The following is a 16,040-nucleotide window of genomic DNA, read 5'->3' as shown; positions in this document are numbered from 1 at the left end:
TTTTGAGACTACATTGAATCAGGAAGTTAGCACCAAAATTTCTCATGTACAGTTAAGTCTAGACTTGGGTAAGTTTAACAGAACAGATCGGTAACAGACAAACAGACTTTCAATTCTGTCACCTGTCATTGGTTGAGAAAAAAAACTTAACATCTGATAAAATACTAAATAAAGGACTTAATTAAATGCGATGGAAACTAGAATTAATCTGCAAAATATCCAAACTCTTACGGATTTTAAACGTAACGCTAAAGACTACGTAGAAAGAATCAAGTCTACAAAATCCCCTCTGGTACTAACTGTAAATGGCAAAGCTGAGGTTGTAGTACAGGAAGCACAAGCATTTCAACAGATGTTAGATAAACTACATATCCTTGAGGAAGAACTGCAAAAACTCAAATTAGCAGCTTTACGCAATGAAATTAACATTGGTATTCAGCAACTAGAAAAGGGTGAGTACACTGAATACGATGAAGAGTCGCTAACTACTTTTTTTGCAGATATTAAAGCTAGAGTTCAGAAAAATGCGGATAAAAGTGATTTTGTATGAGTCAATTTCGCATTTCTACCCAAGCAGCAAAAGATATAGAAAATATATGGAAGTATGTGGCGCAAAATAACCCCAAAGCTGCTGATAAAATGTTTGATACATTGCGAACCACTTTTCCTAAATTAGCCAAATTTCCGCAAATGGGTAAAGAACGTCCTGAACTAGCTGCTTATTTGCGAAGTTTCCCTGTAAAAAGTTACCTAATTTTTTACCGTCCTATGGATGAAGGTATTGAAATTGTGAGGATTTTACATGGTTCGCAAGATATAGAAGGGATTTTTCATAATTTAGAAAATACAGACGATGAACAATAAAATGTTGTTCATTTACGCACAAATCTCTTTCATCCTGTTCATCCTTCAATCCTGGATATCCTGATTTAGACTATTAAATCAAATCCGCACGGGGTTTAAAGCTTTCAATTTCCCGCAATTTTTCATACAGTTCCCTTTCTTCTGGTGTAATATTTTTGGGGGTCACAATTTGAATTTCTACTAATTGATCACCTCTTTTCCCACCTTCTACGGGATAACCTTTATTAGCTAATCTAAATCTTTGACCGGATCTGACTGCGGGGGGAATGGTCATTTTCACAGGACCATCTAAAGTGGGTGCTTCCACCTGTCCACCTAAAACCGCTTCACTGGGAGTTACAGGAATTTGACAGAAAATATTTGCACCTTCTAGTTTAAACAATGGATGGGTTTCAACAGTAATTTTTAAGTATAAATCACCGCCGCCGATCCCTTGATTTCGCAAGCGGATAGTTTGACCCGTAACCATAGCAGGTGGCATAGTTACTTCGAGCGATCGCCCATCTTCTAAACGTATTCTTTCATTACCACCTTGATAAGCTTTTTCTAGAGGTAAAGTTAACCTCGCTTCAATATCTCTGCGAGTAGTACGGGGTGGTGTGTTAACTGTATAAGCAACTTTGGTTCTGGGAGTGCGAAACGGGTCGCTAGTAGTTGTACTATCAGTATTAGTTCTGGTATCTTTGCGACTGCTAACACCTATGACTGTATTAATAAAACTTTCAAAATCAGGAAACTCGCTGGGATCTACCTCTTGACTAGTACGGGTGTTGGTGCGACTATCTCCCCAACCCTTTGGTTTTGGTGACTGTTTGCTACCAGCAAAGCCTTTTTGTTTCCAGTAGCGGCTAAATTGATCATATTGCGATCGCCTACTCGGATCGGACAAAATTTCATAAGCCTCACCAATAGTCTTAAATTTTTCTTCTGCTTCCTTGTCACCAGGATTAAGATCAGGGTGATATTGCCTTGCTAACCTGCGATAAACCTTTTTAATTTCTTCGCTAGAGGCTTCTTTTGTGACTCCCAAAATCTCGTAATAATCGCGGAAATTTTGCAAGTTTTGCATAGTCAGTTATCAGTTATTAGTTATCAGTGGGAACAGGGAACAGGGAATAGGGAACAGGGAACAGGGAATAGGGAATAGGGAACAGGGAACAGGGAACAGGGAATAGGAAGAGACAAAAGTTACAATTTTCATTTCTCCTGCCTTCTGACTTCTGCCTTCTGCCTCCTGACTCCTGAATCTAAAATTTACAGCCAATCATCGTCATCATCCCAATTATCCTGGTAGCTGGGACGACTGGGACGGGGGGGAGGACTGTTATCATAAGAGGAAGAACGATTTTCTCGACCATAGTCTCTTCCATATTCCCTGCCATTGCCTCTACCATTGCCTCTACCATAGTCTCTGTTATAAGAATCCCGTTCTCGATAGGTTTCTCTGGGAGAATAATCCCGTTCCCGTTCTTTATCACCTGTGAAGATTTCCCGAATCGCACCAAATAAATCTTCGTCTTCATCTTCAGCATAATACTCACGGACTTCTCGATTTAGCTCATAGAGAGCATCTTGCAAGTCTGAGTAAGCCTGATCAATGCCCCGATCATCATCATCTTTTAAACTTTCTCGCAGTTCCCGGCAAATATTGTCAATGCGTTGACGACGGTTGCGAGCAAACTGCATCCCCATTTCTAAGGCTACTTCCCGCAGTTGTCTTTCTGCTTGTAAAATCAAAGCTTCGGAACGAGTCCGTTTTTCTACTCTTTCTTTCCGTTCCCGGTCAATATCAGCATATTTCTGAGCATCTTGAATCATTCTGTTAATTTCTGATTCACTCAAAGTAGAAGCACCTTGAATAGTAATACTCTGTTCTCGTCCAGTTGTCCGATCTAATGCCATTACCTGTAAAATACCGTTGGCATCTATATCAAAAGCTACTTGAATTTGCGGTATACCTCTAGGTGCTGGGGGAATACCATACAGTTTGAAACGTCCCAAGGATTTGTTATCTGCTGCCATTTCCCTTTCCCCTTGGACTACGTGAATTTCTACACTGTTTTGGTTATTTTCCGATGTAGAAAAAATATCAGATCGTCTGACGGGGATGGTGGTATTGCGGGGAATGAGTTTTTTCATCACACCACCTATGGTTTCTAAACCCAAGGATAAGGGTGTGACATCTAATAACAGGACATCCTTTGTTTCTCCTGCCAGAATACCTGCTTGAATAGCTGCACCTACGGCTACCACTTCATCAGGGTTGACGTTTTCGCTGGCTTCAATGCCAATTAAATCCTGTACTAGCTGTTTCACCATTGGCATTCTGGTTGAACCACCTACTAATACAACTTCTTCAATATCTACAGGTGATAGTCCGGCATCTTTTAACGCCCGTTTGACTGGGTTACGAATACGACTGATTAAGTCAGCACATAAACCTTCAAACTGGGAACGGGTGAGGCGAGTTTCTAAATGTTTGGGTCCGTCCTCGGTAGCGGTGATAAAGGGTAGGTTAATATCGGTAACGCTGACGGCAGAAAGTTCAATTTTGGCTTTTTCTGCGGCTTCCATTAACCGTTGTAAAGCTTGGCGATCGCGTCTTAAATCTACTCCTTCTGCTTCTAAAAACTGCTCCGCTAACCAATCAACTATTTTTTTGTCAAAATCATTACCACCTAACTGAGTATCTCCACTGGTGGCTTTAACTTCAAAAACGCCGTCACCTACTTCTAGAATGGAAACATCAAAAGTACCACCACCCAAGTCAAAAACCAGGATGGTTTCTACTTCACCTCTTTCTAATCCGTAGGCTAGGGAAGCGGCGGTAGGTTCATTAAGAATACGTAGCACTTCTAAACCTGCGATTCTGCCAGCATCGCGGGTAGCTTGACGTTGAGAATCATTAAAATAAGCAGGTACTGTAATTACAGCCCCTGTAACAGGTTCACCCAAATAACGACTAGCGTCAGCCGCCAATTTCTTCAGCACCATTGCTGAAATTTCTTCCGGGGCAAATTCTTTATTTAATCGCGGACAGGCAACTTTAATACTGCCCATTTCATCCTTACGAATGGTGTAGGGTACGCGCTTGGAATCCGGATTAAGTTCAGCATACCTGCGCCCAAGGAAGCGTTTAACTGCAAAAAAAGTATTTTGGGGATTCAGCACAGTTTGCCGTCTGGCCATTTGCCCTACCACCCTTTCGCCTTCCTTGCTGAAGCCGACAACAGAAGGGGTGGTTCGCATACCTTCAGCATTGGCAATCACCACCGGCTTGCCACCCTCCATCACGGCGACTACTGAGTTGGTTGTACCCAAGTCGATGCCGACTACCTTGCCCATGCGTTACTCTTCTCCTGCTGCGTGTTTGACTACATCTATATATTATGATTGGGAGGCATATTTTCCGCTTGCAACCAGATGTTAAAAACCGCCCAATGGTATAATTATCATCATTAATTCCATAAATTCAATAATTTAGATAATTTAGAGAAATTGTAGCTTAAACTGTCACTTGCCAAACATAGGATAGCATTTGCAGAAAGGGAACAGGGAACAGGGAACAGGGAAAAGAAGGCAAAAGGCAAAAGGCAAAAGGCACTCATACAAAATTAATAATTTTCTTTCCCAATCACCAATCACCAGTCACCAGTCACCAATCACCATCTTGACTTTAAAACAAAGATTGCAAAATCATCTCCAAGAAATTGCACGGGAACGCGATCCTTATATGGCCAGTGCGGGACATTTCTTTGTTCAAGAATACATCCGCAACGAATTAGGACAATGGGGAAGTGTGGAAATCCACACCTTTAAAGTGGGGAGTAAAAGTTGTAATAACCTGATTTTAAATTTACCTGCTCAAGAGAAAAGACAAAAGCTTGATTTTCCTCCGATTTTGGTGGGCGCTCATTATGATGGTGTACCTGGTACTGTAGCCGCTGATGATAATGCTACTGGGGTGGCAGTTTTGTTAGAATTTGCCAGAATTTTTACCCAAGCACCTGCTAGATATCCTTTGCGCTTGGTTGCTTTTGATATGGAAGAATATGGTTTGTTAGGTAGTGCTGACTATGCAGCTTTATTACACCAACAAAAGCAACGTCTACGTTTAATGATTTCTTTAGAAATGTTAGGATATCGGGATTGCAGACCTGGTTCGCAAAGATATCCAGCTTTTTTAGATAGATTGTACCCCAATACTGGAGATTTTATTGGTTTAATTGGCAATTTACGGACTTTAGGAGATTTAGTCAATATCCGTAGTGCTATTAGTAAATCGGGTTTACCTTGTCAGTTACTACCAGTACCAAATCGGGGTTTATTAGTTCCCCAAACTCGACTAAGTGATCATGCACCTTTTTGGGATCAAGGTTATCCAGCAATTATGGTGACAGATACGGCATTTATGCGAAATCCTAATTATCACAAACCGAGTGATACTATTGCTAGTTTGGATTTAGATTTTCTTGTTGGTGTTTGTGAAGGTTTGGAAAGCGGTATTAGGTGTTTGTAAATTTGAATAAAAGTTTAAACAGAAAAATAGCCGATTTCTTTTGGAAAATTTACAGCCAAAGCCTGGTATATTATTAGATCCTTTTTCAGGAAGGCGATCTGGTTTATAGTGAAAAATAGGGAACATCCCAATTTTTAGAAAATAACCCCAGCAACACCAAAAACTCTATTTTTCTCTCTTCCCTTCGTGTCCTTTTTGTCCTACCTTGCGGGAACACTTCAGTTAACGTGGTTAGTTCATTTCACGTCTTTAAATCAAGCAAAAAATAAACTTATATATTTGGGATACTCCTGAAAAATATCCCCGAATTCTTCACAAAATTGAACTTTATTAACGTGATTGAAAGGCTAATTCTGCATCACCTAACCACAATTTCAAATTATTACCTTTTACTTCTGTCTTTTACTTACGCCTACAGAATGAATTAGAGTTTTCGAGTTATTCTTAATAATTGATGAAAAAACGTACTTCTGTAAATTATGGCTGAACTACCCAAAACCCTAGAAGATGCGATCGCTCAATCTCGTGAAGCGGTAAAATCGGCTTTAGCTGATGGTATCACTCGCATTCAAGTTGAGTTACTGTTCCCAGAACTCAAATTTATGCCAGTTGCAGAACAATTTCTCCCTGTATTCGCTGAATATGAATCTGGTCTTAAAGTCTTCTTTGCAGATGCTGGTGCAGCCGCTTTAGCCTGTCGAGACTGGGCAGATGTACCATTTAAAATTTTAGATATCGGTACAGGAAGAACTGCTTCCTTAGAAGCAAAAATTCAGCCAGAGGATGAAATTTTCCTGTTTATCGCCCCTACTTCCGTAGAAGTACCCCAACTAGAAAAACTTTGTGAATTAATTGGTGAACGCCCCTTTGTCATGTTAAACCCCCGTCTGGAAGACTCCGGTACAGTGGGTATAGGTTATGCAGCGCGAGAAACCCGCAAACGTTTCATTAGTACCATTGAATCTTGCTATTATCTGCGTCCTGTCGATGATGAAAGCGCCCTTATGCGCTGCTATCCTGGAGATTGGGAAGTGTGGTTAGAAACCGCAGGCGAATATCAAAAAATAGCTGAATTACCTAAAAAACCATCAGGTGATGAAATAGACATGATCCTGATGAAAGAACAACCACAAACCACTGACGGAACACCCGCGAAAAAACCCAGTGTGTTTAAGAGTTTGCAGCGGTTTATCAAGGCGTTGAGTAGTTAGGTTTCCGCCAATTTACAACTTAATGTAGAGATGTGGTATTCACAGATGTTGTATACAGCCTCTCTACACAGGTTATTGGTTTATAAATATAAAATCAGCATAGTAAATTAGCATAGTAAATAATATTATGTCTGCCCAATCACTTACCATGTAGGTGTTCCATTACCAATTACCAATTAACAATTGCCAATTACCAATTACCAATTACCAATTACCAGCCTCCACAGATATGATAAGTGTTCAACCGGACATTATATAACTATTTACAGGGCAAAAATATGATATAAAGCTACCAAAAAACAATTAAAAAACCATTGACAAATTATCAAAATTATTCTAATCTTTATCTTATAATTGAAATCTGTTCGCCCATATATAACCCTTTTTGATTACTGCTGATAAATAAATAAGTGATAACTAATAACTAATTAAATATTGGGGCTGAATTTGGAAAAAATGCTATCTTCCCCTCAGCCATGCAAATTTGCCAAAATCCCAATTGTTCCAACCCCTTCAACCCCAACTACAGTAAGTTTTGCATCGTTTGTGGACATGATAAATTTGGTGAAATCCTCAGAAACCGTTACCGTGTTTTGCGGTTATTAGGTGAAGGTGGGTTTAGCAAAACTTACGCAGCAGAAGATGTAGACAGACTAGACGCACCTTGCGTTATTAAGCAATTTTTCCCCCAAGTGCAGGGAACAGGACAACGAGCAAAAGCCGCAGAATTTTTCAAAGAAGAGGCTTTTCGGTTGTATGAACTAGGAGAAAACCATCCGCAAATTCCCCGTTTATTAGCTTACTTTGAACAAGGTTCAAGTTTGTATTTAGTGCAGGAATTTATTATTGGGAAAACACTCCTAGAAGAAGTCAAAGAAAAGACGTATACTGAGAAAGAAGTGCGTCAACTGCTAATAGACTTATTACCAGTTATTGATTTTATTCACAAAAAAAACGTTATCCATCGGGATATTAAACCAGAGAATATTATTAGAAGAAATGCAGACCAAAAACCTGTATTAATTGACTTTGGTGGTGCAAAACAAGTCACCCAAACAAGTATAGCTAGACAAGCAACAGCTATTTATACATTAGGATATGCACCCACAGAACAAATGGCAGGTTTTGCTTGTCATGGAAGTGACTTATATGCTTTGGGTGTAACTTGTGTGAGGTTATTAACTCAAGATTTACCCATGCAACATACCTATGGATTGAAAGATCCTCTGTATGATCCGATGAATGCAAAATGGTTATGGAAACAACGTTTACAAGAAAAAGGGATTACTATTAGTGAAGAATTAACATACATTTTAGATCATTTGCTACAACATTTTCCTAGTGATAGATATCAGTCAGCAATAGAAGTGTTACATGATTTAAAACATGATTTCCCAAATTATTTCCCCAATTATTTAAACATCGAATCATCAACACCGATAGAGTTAAAATTTGCCCCTATTATAGAAACACCTACAAAACAACAAAAAATTATTGTTCCTGTTCCAGATTTAGAAACATTTGATTTTGAGATTATTACTGTAGATACAGGAGGGAGAGAACTTTACCGAGACAGAGGAAAGTCCCAATTTTTCGCAGAAGAATTGAATAGAAACGTCACTTTAGAAATGGTATCAATTCCTGGTGGTAGTTTTTTAATGGGTTCACCAGAATTTGAAGGTAATGCGGATGAACATCCCCAACATCCAGTGAAAATAGAACCTTTTTATATAGGGAAATATCCCATTACTCAAGCACAATGGAAAGCGGTAGCAGCATTACCCAAAGTTACTCAAGATTTAAATCCCAACCCAGCAAAATTTAAAGGTGCAAATTTACCGATAGAAAACGTTTCTTGGTATGAAGCAATAGAATTTTGTTTGCGGTTGTCGCTGAAAACAGGAAGAAATTATCGTTTACCGAGTGAAGCAGAATGGGAGTACGCTTGTCGTGCAGGAACTACCACATCTTTTCATTTTGGGGAAACAGTAACTTCTGATTTAATTAATTGTAACGGTAGTGAAATTTATGCAATTGAACCCAAAAGTAATTTCTACAACAAAATAACAGATGTAGGCAGTTTGGATATAGCAAATGCCTTTGGGTTGTATGATATGCACGGGTTAGTTTGGGAATGGTGTGCAGATCCTTGGCATAATAATTATCATGGCGCACCTGTTAATGGTAGTGTGTGGGATGTTGGTGGTGATATCCATCGTCGGGTTTTGCGTGGTGGTGCTTGGAATTTCAGCGCGGAACTATGTCGCAGTGCTAGTCGCAGTTGGAATGAAGCGGAAAGTGGTTTAAGAATGTCGGGTTTTCGGGTGGTGTTTTCCGCTGAAGTTTAAATGTCAACAATAATGAGATAGGGGTTTAGCATTGCTAAACCCCTACATTTTACTTTGTGAGTATAGGTTGACTAAACCAGCTTTAAATCAGGATATTCAGCAAACAAATCATCAGAAGTCAAAGTATCACCTTCTGCTTGGGGAGTCCACAACACTTCAATAGCTAAAACTTGCTCACCGGGAAGACTACCAACTTGTCGTAAAGCTTGACGTAAGTCGTCGGCGCTATTAATTTGGGGAATGTCCCATTTACCCAAGGTTGCAGCTAATAAGGTGACAATAATATACTCTCCTGGACCTTCACTAATTAAACGGGCAGGGTTATCCACATCACCGGGTAATTCTTTAGCCAAAACAGATTTTAACTGATTGTTGACATTAGAAAGAGTTTCTTCGCTAAATTTGCTACGTTCAGCCAAGGATAAACGGTTAAATTGAGATTCAGCCGCGTTTAACTTAGCTTGTTGTGTACCACCACCAGCATAAACCCAATATTCAGGATGACGCAGCAAAGCTAAACTTGCTTCTTGTAAAATTTCTGCTCTTCCTTCTGGAGTGTTGGTATCAGCTTTTTCAGCTATTTGGTTAAGTTCGCTTTGTAAACCTCTAGCTTGTGCTAATAAACCAACTTGTAACCGAGTGATAGAAACATTGGGGTTACTGCTATAAGTTACTTCTTCAGTATCTCCACTGGTGACACGACGGAAAGTTTGGACTAAAAAGTTAGCGATCGCAAAGAAAATCAAAATTGTGAACAGTCCACCAAAACCACCACCAATACCCCAAAAAGGTATCAGGAAAGGAAAACCAAAACCACCACCAGGATAATATCCCCCACCCCCAGGCGGTGAGTATGTACGAGGTGTGTAAGTCCTGCTTGATGGCATTCTAAACGAACCGCCGCCAATACGTCCACCACTGCGTGCAGCTAAAGCACCATCAGCATTACCCAATGCTAAAGCCAAAACCAGACCCAGGACAAAAGAAATTTTTAACAGGGGTTTGAGGATTCGTTGTAATTTTTTTTGCATAAACAAGCTACCAAAAAACAATATTTTTAAGATTTTTCTCCTATTGCTAGGATTCAGACAAGGTAGAACATAATCACCACAATCTGCTGCAGGGATTGTCAGCCATATCTTTAATCTACCGTGAATGCACACTACTTGGCAGGGAAGACAGCGAAGATTCCTTGGTTGATAACCGTACCGCAAAATATCTGTACCAGTGCAAAACTTTGGAATCAATTAATTATTACCTTCTCTGGAGCATGACATACTTAACAGCAATAATTTTAACTTAGGTATAACAACCTCTCGGTTAAATTATTTTTGATAGTGAATAAATTTTTTCCGGATCAAGAACCTATTTTCAGCACATATTGGTAAGGAGGTTTAAGTAATCAGTTATCAGTAATTAGCTATCAGTAATCAGCTATTACCTTGAGAAAGCTTGGTAAAATTACACCAGTATTAATCAAAGCAAATGACAACCTATTTATTGATAGTTTTCGTTTTCATACTTATAATCTATCCAACACAATAAATAATAATATTAACTATGAGGAATTACAAAATATTATGTGATTTAAATCATCATTTTGATAGAAGAAGCATAATTTAAAGTATCATTTATTCATGACTTTTTGGCATTTTGGCATGAATTTTGGCAAAATTCAAGCTAATCTACTAAGTATCAGCTAGATTTAATTTTTCCAGCAGTCGCTATATAATTACTGGAGCATATCAACGAGCAACTCTAGCTTTATTTCATCGTGTCAAAATAATCATGTTAAAAATCCTCCTTTGGTAAGAAATTGGCAGACAAGAAACAAATGTTTGATACCAATTTGATACCAATTTTTTGAGCAAATGGGGATAATCAATATTGATTAAAAATTCTGGCATGAATATATTGAACCAAGTTTTGTAGCTACAATTTGCAAAATCAATCAGGAGCATCCCAATTTTGACCAAATGAACGCAGCAACACTAAAAAATCTCTCATAATCTCTTATCTTTGTGTCCTTTGCGTCCTTTGCGGTTCAATCATATCAAGTCTTGGAGCATTTTATTTCCCTAGATAAAAATAAATTTACACATTTGGGATGCTCCCAATCAATCTCTAAACACGATCAAGTTTACTTTACAGGAAGACAGATTGATAAGGCTATTTTCATATTAAATTTTAAATACATTATTTAATTAGATGCTTTTAACCTTGTTCCCTGTTAAAAGTTCCCTACTGTAGTTTAAAAATTTGCAGCTTATTTATCAACCTGAATTATGGAACATATTTCACAACTAGGAACACAAATTAGGGAGAAAACTGCTTGTCCAGATATTTTAGTTATCTCCCGCATCTTTCATCCCCAAGAAGCTGTCATTGGAGAATATATTTATAATCGTTGTTTACAAGATCCAGACAGAGTAATTGTACTGGCTGCTGGTTGCTGTGGAGATAAAATATTTGATAAATCACAACAGTTTCCTGTTTATCGTTGGACTAACTTGAGTCTTTGGCTGAGTTTATTTGGTGGTAATTTTTTGAGCATTATAATCAAGCCATTATTCAATTTTTTTAACTTTGTTTGCTCATTATTACTAGCCATAAGATTATATTTTCGCTATCATTACCGTTACATCGAATGGTGTCACGGCTACGATTTTCCAGCTTTGTTATTACTCAGTTATATCTTACCGATTCGCTTTTTTATCTACCTCCACGGTAATGATTTGGTTGATATTTCCCGTCATCCTTTATGGCGATTTTTATTGAAAATTACCCTCGAAAGAGCCGAAGGAATTGTTTGTAACAATTCTTATATTAGAGAAACTTTAAGAAATATTTTTCGCTTAGATACTCCTACTCATGTCATTAACCCAATAGTAAGACTAGAAAAGTTTGGTACTCCTAGCAATCTCAGTCATCTGGATGATTTACGTATCCGCTTACGTCAAACTTACAACATTTCTGAAACAGCAATTGTCATTCTTTCTGTCGGTAAATTAATTAAAAATAAAAACTTTGACAAAGTAATAGATAACATTCCTTTACTATTAACTATTGGCGTAGATGTTCATTACATAATTTGCGGAATAGGACTTTGTGAACAACAACTAAAATCCCAATGTCAGCGTTTGCGGGTGGATAAAAGAGTGCATTTTGCTGGGAATGTACCAGAACGGGAATTAGCCAATTATTATGCAGCCTGTGACATTTTCGCCATGCTAAATTTACAGGAAGACAAAGCCAGAAACATAGATAATTTTGATAATTTTGATAATTTTGAAATAGTCCATTTAGAAGCAGGATACTTTGGTAAACCTGTAATCGCCTCTCGCTTAGGGAGTATTTTGGATGCAGTCCACCATGAAGAAAATGGCCTGTTGGTAGATCCCAATTCTGGTTATGAAGTTTTACAAGCTTTCAAAAGATTATGTCAAGACCAACAACTGCGGGAAAAACTCGGTCGTCAAGGACAAGAATTAGCCAAACGCAAAACCTATCACCGCTGGTTATATAATCCTGAATCTCGTTATTCTTGTCTATTGAATTAGATGACTGGGGACTGGGGACTGGGGACTGGGTAATCAATTTGATGTTTCCCAATCACCAATCAACTATCAACTATCAACTATCAACTATCAACTGTCACCTGTCACCTGTAAACTCTTCTATCCTCCACCGACGATGGTAACAACTTCTAGGCGATCGCCATCTTTAATTTGAGTTTCTGTCCAAAACTGACGGTGTAAAATTTCACCATTATATTCCACCGCTACCAAGCGGGGATTAAAACCCAACTGCTGAAGTAATTCTGGTAAAAGCGTTGGGGATAAACAACTGCGTGTTTCCCCGTTCACTTGTAAACTAATTTGATTAGACATAATTCGTAATTGGTAATTACGTTATTTATCTTCCCAGTCCCCAGTCACCAGTCACCAGTCCCCTACTTCCTATAAAGCTGAGAAATAAAATATTGTGTGACTAAAGTAGGTTGTTCAGCTTGCATGAGCGATCGCACCACAGCTACCCGTTGCGCTCCCGCATCCATGACATCATTAATATTACTGGCATCTATGCCCCCAATAGCAAACCAAGGAATTTGACAATTTTTAGCCGCATACCTCACATAATCTAAACCTGCTGCGGCTTTACCTGCTTTAGTCGGTGTTTCATATACAGGACCCACACCAATATAATCCGCACCTTCAGCAATTGCCCCTTGCATTTCTTTTTGATTTGTGGTAGAGCGACCGATCAACCGCTGGGGACCCAACAACTGACGGGCTACAGCAATAGGTATATCTTGTTGTCCCAAATGTACCCCATCTGCATCTACAGCCAAAGCCAAATCTATACGGTCATTAATGATAAACAAAGCGCCATAATCGTGACATAGCTGCCGTAGTTTTCTAGCTCTATCTAAACGAATCATATCATCAGCAGATTTTTCTCGATACTGTAGCAAAGTTAACCCGCCTTTGAGACAAGCTTCCACAATTTCCAACAAATTATCTACCGGGGATGTTACCAGATACAGACGCGATCGCCAAAGTAACTGATGACGTTGATAACCCATCAAAGTGCTTTCTAGGGTGTAAACCTGATAGCGCATTTGCTTAAAAGTTTTCCCCATTTCGGCATTATGAAGCTTGCCATATTCTTCCAAAACCCGCAAAGCTTCTTGGATACGGCAAAAATTAGCCTGTAACAAAGATGTAATTGAACTTCGTTGTTCTTCTTGGGGATGGGTTAAATCAGTACCAATATCACCTGGCGTATCTCGTGCTGCCCTGATTTGTGCAGTATGCCACTTAGAGACCTCTTGACGGAGGTGCTTACAGCCTTCAGCTAACTGGGCATCATTTAAACCAAAACGACACCATTCCTCAATAATTCGCAACCCTTCGCGGGCGCGATCCAAATTTGCGTCTAAAATGCGATAAACCACTTGTTGTATTTGTTGTGTTTGGCTGTGGGCTTCGACCATTAAAATAACCCTGCTTGTAGTCTCACAGAAACATCCAGCCTCTTAAATAATATCTGCATCTTTGCGGTTTTTTGTGAAAAATTGACTAAATTTACCCGGATCAAAAACAGGCACTGGGTGAAAATATGAGAATATTATGGACAAGACTGGTTGAGCGGATAAAAATCATTTGTGTGTTTTTCAGGAGTTATGTAAAGTTTATGCCTCCCCTTCAACAGTTTCATAAGCGTCTACTAAATATCCCTTTACAAAAGCGGACTTGCTCCTACCTACTTAAACCTTCAGTTCTGCCCACCTCAATATTAAGTGTGAGTGTTGCTTTAGGAATAGGAAGTATAGCACTTTTAGACACAAATTTTAGCAGCGCCATTGCTCAGATTACCATCAGATCAGAACAGAAATTTAACGACGAGAGTACAATTTCTCAAGTTAAACTGCTGTTTGTCAACCCCAGTATCGGCAATGACCAAAATGGGAATGGTAGTCGAAACGCTCCTTTTGGGACAATTACTCAAGCTTTGCAACTAGCACAATCAAATACTGTGATTATGCTGGCTACTGGTACATACAGCGCCAACACAGGAGAAGTATTCCCCTTAATCATCAAACCAGGTGTAGCTATTCAAGGAAATATTGGTAAAAAAGGCAAAGAAGTAAATATTGTCGGTGGTGGTGACTATCTCAGTCGCAGCTTTGGCCGTCAAAACGTAGCCATTGTAGGTGCAAATCAATCCAGTTTAAGCGGTGTTACTGTCACCAACTCTAACAGCCGTGGTTATGGTTTATGGATTGAATCTGTTAATACGGTAGTTGAGGAAAACACCTTTACCAGCAATACCCAAGATGGAATTTCCATCACTGGTAATGCGACTCCCAGCATTCGCAAAAATTATTTTCAGGGTAATGGTGCTAATGGAATTACAATTTCTGGTGATGCCCGTCCTGAAATTAGGGAAAATCTCTTTCAAAGTACCGGTTTTGGGATTAACATTGCCCAAAATGCGGCTCCTGTAGTGGTTGGTAATCAGATTTTAGACAATAGATCAGGGATTGTAGTTCAAGCCAATACTAGCCCAGTTTTGCGGAATAATCTCATTCAAGGCAGTCAAGAAGATGGTTTAGTAGTCATTGCCCAAGCTACACCAGATTTAGGTAATAGCAGAGAACCGGGTGGTAATGAATTTAGAAATAATCGTCGTTATGATATTAACGCCAAAGCTGCTAAACAAGTAGTTTATGCTGCTGGCAATAACCTTGATAAAAATCGCATTAGCGGCAATGTAGATACTAGCGGCACAACAGCACCAATAGTCAGAAATTCTCCACCTACTTCTGTACCTGTAGAGGAAATAGCTACAGAACCAGAAATAGTTTTTGCTGCTGCCAACATTCCCCAAAAATTTAACCCATCTGGCGTGATTTTATCGAGTAGGGGAAATACACGCCCAAATAGTCAATTACCACAGCTACCAACTACCAATGTTAACGGACAGGGTTCTTTGCCCAGAAATAATTCCCAAAACACATCGGAATTAAATTATGTGCAGGTTGAACCAGGGGTTATTGAGTTTGTTGCACCTCAACTTATGAGAAATCAACAACCCGATAACCCAAAAACTATTAGTAATTCTAGAATAGCCACAGCACCCAGAAGCTATACAAATACTCGTCCGGGTGTACGTTATCGGGTTGTAGTGCCGGTTATCAGTGACTCACAACAGGAATTAGTGCGTTCAATAGTTCCTGATGCTTTTTCCAGAGTCTTACAAGGTCGCAGAGTCATGCAAGTGGGCGTTTTTAGCAGTCAAGATAGTGCTAATCAAATGGTTCAAACCTTGAGTAGCATGGGTTTGAGAGGCATTATTCAGCCTCTTAATTAGGGTTTGCTGAAAAAGTTATCTGTGAAGGCTAGGTGACAGGTGCTACGCCACGGTGACAGTTTCAAGAGTTGGATAGGAACGATTTTTTCTTTAAGTAGGGGTTGCTGAGAAAGTCTTTCCGTGAGGGCATAGGAGTCAGGAGTCAGGAGTCAGGAGTCAGGAGAAGATTTGAAAATTTCTTTGCCATCTCTTGAAATCCCAAAAAATGCACACTTTTTCCGG

The 16,040-nt window shown here is 39.2% G+C and carries 12 protein-coding genes; 7 read left to right on the top strand and 5 right to left on the bottom strand.

Going from position 1 to position 16,040, the window contains the following annotated elements; translation table 11 throughout:
* Window positions 1-190 precede the first annotated feature (190 nt).
* Together FFR48_RS08905 and FFR48_RS08900 are read left to right on the top strand one after the other, a co-directional pair.
* Window positions 191-550, top strand: a complete 360-nt coding sequence (locus FFR48_RS08905; RefSeq protein ID WP_137667117.1) for a type II toxin-antitoxin system Phd/YefM family antitoxin — start codon at window positions 191-193, stop codon at window positions 548-550.
* Window positions 547-864, top strand: coding sequence for a type II toxin-antitoxin system RelE/ParE family toxin (locus FFR48_RS08900; protein WP_137667116.1), 318 nt, complete (start codon window positions 547-549; stop codon window positions 862-864). The genes FFR48_RS08905 and FFR48_RS08900 overlap by 4 nt, the downstream gene beginning before the upstream one ends.
* 73 nt (window positions 865-937) lie before the next feature.
* Here the strand turns inward: FFR48_RS08900 and FFR48_RS08895 are convergent, their stop codons facing one another.
* Together FFR48_RS08895 and dnaK are read right to left on the bottom strand one after the other, a co-directional pair.
* Complete coding sequence (locus FFR48_RS08895; RefSeq protein WP_137667115.1) at window positions 938-1,933, bottom strand: DnaJ C-terminal domain-containing protein; 996 nt, start codon at window positions 1,931-1,933, stop codon at window positions 938-940.
* Window positions 1,934-2,118: 185 nt separating this feature from the next.
* Window positions 2,119-4,209, bottom strand: a complete 2,091-nt coding sequence (gene dnaK / locus FFR48_RS08890) for a molecular chaperone DnaK (protein WP_137667114.1) — start codon at window positions 4,207-4,209, stop codon at window positions 2,119-2,121.
* 325 nt (window positions 4,210-4,534) lie between these two features.
* Between dnaK and FFR48_RS08885 the strand changes: the two genes are divergently transcribed.
* The 3 genes from FFR48_RS08885 (at window position 4,535) to FFR48_RS08875 (ending at window position 8,942) form a co-directional block, all read left to right on the top strand.
* Window positions 4,535-5,383, top strand: a complete 849-nt coding sequence (locus FFR48_RS08885; protein ID WP_137667121.1) for a M28 family peptidase — start codon at window positions 4,535-4,537, stop codon at window positions 5,381-5,383.
* Window positions 5,384-5,862: 479 nt separating this feature from the next.
* Window positions 5,863-6,594: a DUF1995 family protein gene (locus FFR48_RS08880; protein ID WP_096571084.1), complete on the top strand. Its 732-nt coding sequence runs from the start codon at window positions 5,863-5,865 to the stop codon at window positions 6,592-6,594.
* Window positions 6,595-7,070: 476 nt separating this feature from the next.
* Window positions 7,071-8,942 (top strand): bifunctional serine/threonine-protein kinase/formylglycine-generating enzyme family protein, encoded by a 1,872-nt coding sequence (locus FFR48_RS08875; RefSeq protein ID WP_137667113.1) that lies wholly within the window; start codon window positions 7,071-7,073, stop codon window positions 8,940-8,942.
* A gap of 71 nt (window positions 8,943-9,013) precedes the next feature.
* On the opposite strand, the gene FFR48_RS08870 is transcribed toward FFR48_RS08875, so the two are convergent.
* Window positions 9,014-9,973 (bottom strand): DUF1517 domain-containing protein, encoded by a 960-nt coding sequence (locus FFR48_RS08870; RefSeq protein WP_137667112.1) that lies wholly within the window; start codon window positions 9,971-9,973, stop codon window positions 9,014-9,016.
* Between the two features lie 1,254 nt (window positions 9,974-11,227).
* On the opposite strand from FFR48_RS08870, the gene FFR48_RS08865 reads away from it, so the two are divergent.
* Window positions 11,228-12,502 (top strand): glycosyltransferase family 4 protein, encoded by a 1,275-nt coding sequence (locus FFR48_RS08865; RefSeq protein WP_137667111.1) that lies wholly within the window; start codon window positions 11,228-11,230, stop codon window positions 12,500-12,502.
* Window positions 12,503-12,619: 117 nt separating this feature from the next.
* Here FFR48_RS08865 and thiS read toward each other — a convergent pair whose 3' ends face one another.
* Together thiS and FFR48_RS08855 are read right to left on the bottom strand one after the other, a co-directional pair.
* Window positions 12,620-12,832: a sulfur carrier protein ThiS gene (thiS, locus tag FFR48_RS08860; protein ID WP_096571076.1), complete on the bottom strand. Its 213-nt coding sequence runs from the start codon at window positions 12,830-12,832 to the stop codon at window positions 12,620-12,622.
* Between the two features lie 62 nt (window positions 12,833-12,894).
* Complete coding sequence (locus tag FFR48_RS08855; protein WP_137667110.1) at window positions 12,895-13,938, bottom strand: thiamine phosphate synthase; 1,044 nt, start codon at window positions 13,936-13,938, stop codon at window positions 12,895-12,897.
* Window positions 13,939-14,246: 308 nt separating this feature from the next.
* Here FFR48_RS08855 and FFR48_RS08850 point away from each other — a divergent pair, with 308 nt between their 5' ends.
* Window positions 14,247-15,818, top strand: coding sequence for a DUF1565 domain-containing protein (locus FFR48_RS08850; RefSeq protein ID WP_236104035.1), 1,572 nt, complete (start codon window positions 14,247-14,249; stop codon window positions 15,816-15,818).
* The last annotated feature ends 222 nt before the right edge of the window (window positions 15,819-16,040 follow it).

The sequence above is a fragment of the Sphaerospermopsis reniformis genome (genome assembly GCF_005402885.1).
In the GTDB taxonomy this organism is placed as follows: domain Bacteria; phylum Cyanobacteriota; class Cyanobacteriia; order Cyanobacteriales; family Nostocaceae; genus Sphaerospermopsis; species Sphaerospermopsis kisseleviana.
Note: the sequence above shows the minus strand (reverse complement) of the source record. Positions and strands in the feature narration are given on the sequence as shown.

Bases quoted from the DNA above. Each gene is read 5' to 3' on its own strand.
- FFR48_RS08865 (WP_137667111.1), top strand. From the start codon at position 11,228: ATGGAACATATTTCACAACTAGGAACACAAATTAGGGAGAAAACTGCT.
- dnaK (WP_137667114.1), bottom strand. From the start codon at position 4,209: ATGGGCAAGGTAGTCGGCATCGACTTGGGTACAACCAACTCAGTAGTC.
- thiS (WP_096571076.1), bottom strand. From the start codon at position 12,832: ATGTCTAATCAAATTAGTTTACAAGTGAACGGGGAAACACGCAGTTGT.
- FFR48_RS08875 (WP_137667113.1), top strand. From the start codon at position 7,071: ATGCAAATTTGCCAAAATCCCAATTGTTCCAACCCCTTCAACCCCAAC.
- FFR48_RS08900 (WP_137667116.1), top strand. From the start codon at position 547: ATGAGTCAATTTCGCATTTCTACCCAAGCAGCAAAAGATATAGAAAAT.
- FFR48_RS08880 (WP_096571084.1), top strand. From the start codon at position 5,863: ATGGCTGAACTACCCAAAACCCTAGAAGATGCGATCGCTCAATCTCGT.
- FFR48_RS08905 (WP_137667117.1), top strand. From the start codon at position 191: ATGGAAACTAGAATTAATCTGCAAAATATCCAAACTCTTACGGATTTT.
- FFR48_RS08855 (WP_137667110.1), bottom strand. From the start codon at position 13,938: ATGGTCGAAGCCCACAGCCAAACACAACAAATACAACAAGTGGTTTAT.
- FFR48_RS08870 (WP_137667112.1), bottom strand. From the start codon at position 9,973: ATGCAAAAAAAATTACAACGAATCCTCAAACCCCTGTTAAAAATTTCT.
- FFR48_RS08895 (WP_137667115.1), bottom strand. From the start codon at position 1,933: ATGCAAAACTTGCAAAATTTCCGCGATTATTACGAGATTTTGGGAGTC.